Genomic DNA, 2,611 nt, shown 5'->3' with positions numbered 1-2,611 from the left:
AGCCAATAGATTCTTCTTGATAGATGGTTGCATATTATTCATTATGTCGTTTGTCGACATTTTGTCAAAAAAAGTACGTTCTCTTCTCTCTCTGCCAAAGAACCGGCAAAGCACCGAACAGACGTTGCAAGGAATTATTTTTTACGATAAAATTATCTATCTTCCCCTCTGTTCACCGGTTAGAAAAGGAACGACGAGATCTCTGTCCCACGCAAAAACCAGACTCTCATTTGATCAACAGCGATCAGGATCTGAAGAAAACCATAGAAGCAAGAAGGATAGATCCACCTCCGGAAACTTCGATAAACTGCAAGATCTTATCAACACTATTTTTTGGGAAAATAAGGGTACTTCCAGCATGCAAACGCTTACCCAAAAATGATATCTGCATTCGAGAAGGGGGTTATACGGGAAGACTGCGCGGCAACAAAAAATCAGAACTGCTTGTCCTGAACGCTGAATTCCTTTGGAAGCGGGGAACCCGATTATTTGGGGTGAATCCCACACACTTTGTGGGTAGGGTCAGACTCTTTCGATCCGAACCCGTCAGCTAACCTCGTAAGCGTGGAAAGAGGAAGGATGGCATCTCCAAAAAAATCAACCCATATCCATGTCTGTGTATAAGAGTGTGTTCACCCTGAACACAGGTATTCTTCTGTACACTTCTCTTCCTTTTTCCAATTTTATTGACTTGAAACCCGGAATTTTTTATGACTATGTTTTTAACATAGACCGGGGTTTATTCTTTCTTTGAGCTACTCCCCGAAAACTGGACCAGGGCCTAAGGTGATAGGATAACCCCGGTGGAACAAATTCGGGGGGGCACAGATACAGCCATGAGAAAGAGATACGATGCGGCATTCAAGGCCAAAGTAGTACTTGAGGCTCTTCGGGAACAGGGCACACTGGCGGAAATAGGCTCTAAATACGGCATTCATCCAAACCAGATAACCCAATGGAAGAAGACCTTCCTCAAGAATCTTCCCGAGGTCTTCTCGAAGAAAAAGGATGACGAAACGGAGACCCTGAAGAAGCGAGAATCGGAACTTTACCGCCAGATCGGCCAGTTGAAATACGAGGTCGACTGGTTGAAAAAAAAATCTGAGGAGCTCTGTTAAATCCGTCTCAAAGCTCAGAGATGCCCTGGAACCCGGAGAAGTAAAACTCTCCATGCGTCGGCAGTGCGAGCTTTTGGGACTAAACCGCTCCGGCATCTATGTAAAGAGAAAAGGAAATGGCGAAGAAACGTGTGAGAACCTGTATTTGATGGATCTTATGGACAGGCAGTACACGAAACACCCGAGCTGGGGCGTAAAGCGCATGAAGTTCTGGCTTCAGAGAAAAGGTATCCAGGTCAACCTGAAACGGGTTCGAAGGCTGCTCCGGCTCATGGGACTTGAAGCGATCTACCCGAAGCCAAGACTGAGCAGGAACAACCCTGAACACAAGATTTACCCGTATCTCTTGAGGAACCTTGACATAACAAGACTCAACCAGGTCTGGTGTTCGGATATCACATACATCAGAATGGGCAAAGGCTTTCTTTATCTCACAGTCATAATGGACTGGTTCAGCCGCAAGGTTCTTTCTTGGGAGCTTTCGAACACCCTGGATACGAGTTTTTGCGCAAGCGCTCTGAAAGAAGCGCTTCAGAGATATGGGAAGCCTGAGATCTTCAACACGGACCAGGGCTCCCAGTACACGAGCAAGGATTTCACGGATATCCTGAAGGATAACGGGATCGACATCAGCATGGACGGTAGAGGCAGGGCCCTGGATAATGTCTTCGTAGAAAGACTGTGGAGAACCGTCAAGTACGAAGAGGTCTACCTTAAGGAGTACTGCAATCCGCTTGACGCAAGGACAAACCTTGGAGAGTTCTTCATCCACTACAATGAAGAAAGGCCGCACCAGGGTCTGGGCTACATGACGCCTTCGGAAGTATACTCAGGTCAAGGTGCAGGGAAACTGGTCAACTGCTAAGGAAACGGAAACAGAAGAAAACAGAAGAACAAATGCATCTTGAAACGGGAAAAGGGTCAACAAACCACCGGACCGATCACCTTATTTTCGCCACCCAGTGGTCCAGTGAGTAGGGAGTACTTCACTTCTTCAAGGAAAAAGGGAGGTTAATTCCATGGAAAAAATATTTCATCCATTAAATACAAAAACAATTCCAAAAAAGCCGCATCCTCTTATTGAACATCAACGTGATTACATCATTGTACGAAAGGCTTCCCCTAAAGATCTGCATGATATCTACAGCATAGCCTGCACAGTCGGAAAAACCCTGAAAGATCCTTACCAGGGTTTCCTGGTGGACGATTATGCCTCCGACCCGGGCCATTTCAAAGCACAGTTCAGAAGAGCCATTTTCGAACTGGAGCATTTTTATGTTGCCGGGATCCATCAAGGACTTCTCGGGTTCCTGATGGCCTACACAAAAGACCAATGGCTCAAATATAACGAGAATTGGCTGAAAGAAGTAATCTGGCACCCCAACTTTGATCTTGGGAAAACGCAGAATTTCATTTTGGTTGGGAAAAAAGCCATCCGGGCGCCTCTGACCACCAGGGCCCGAGGCAGCAAAATCTACACCAGACAGATCGAA

At 46.2% G+C, this 2,611-nt stretch carries 2 protein-coding genes, 1 pseudogene and 1 riboswitch; all 3 genes and pseudogenes read left to right on the top strand.

What is annotated here, in order from left to right:
- Positions 1 to 382: hypothetical protein (locus tag Q7J27_07245; protein MDO9528935.1), on the top strand; the 382-nt coding region annotated here is incomplete at its 5' end.
- Positions 383 to 444: 62 nt separating this feature from the next.
- A riboswitch (cyclic di-AMP (ydaO/yuaA leader) is annotated at positions 445 to 579 on the top strand.
- A gap of 257 nt (positions 580 to 836) precedes the next feature.
- A pseudogene (locus Q7J27_07240) lies at positions 837 to 1,983 on the top strand (IS3 family transposase).
- A gap of 154 nt (positions 1,984 to 2,137) precedes the next feature.
- A partial coding sequence (locus tag Q7J27_07235; protein ID MDO9528934.1) for a hypothetical protein occupies positions 2,138 to 2,611 on the top strand: 474 nt, incomplete at its 3' end.

Source organism: Syntrophales bacterium (assembly GCA_030655775.1).
Lineage (GTDB): Bacteria > Desulfobacterota > Syntrophia > Syntrophales > JADFWA01 > JAUSPI01.
This window is presented reverse-complemented; position numbering and strand designations above follow the sequence as displayed.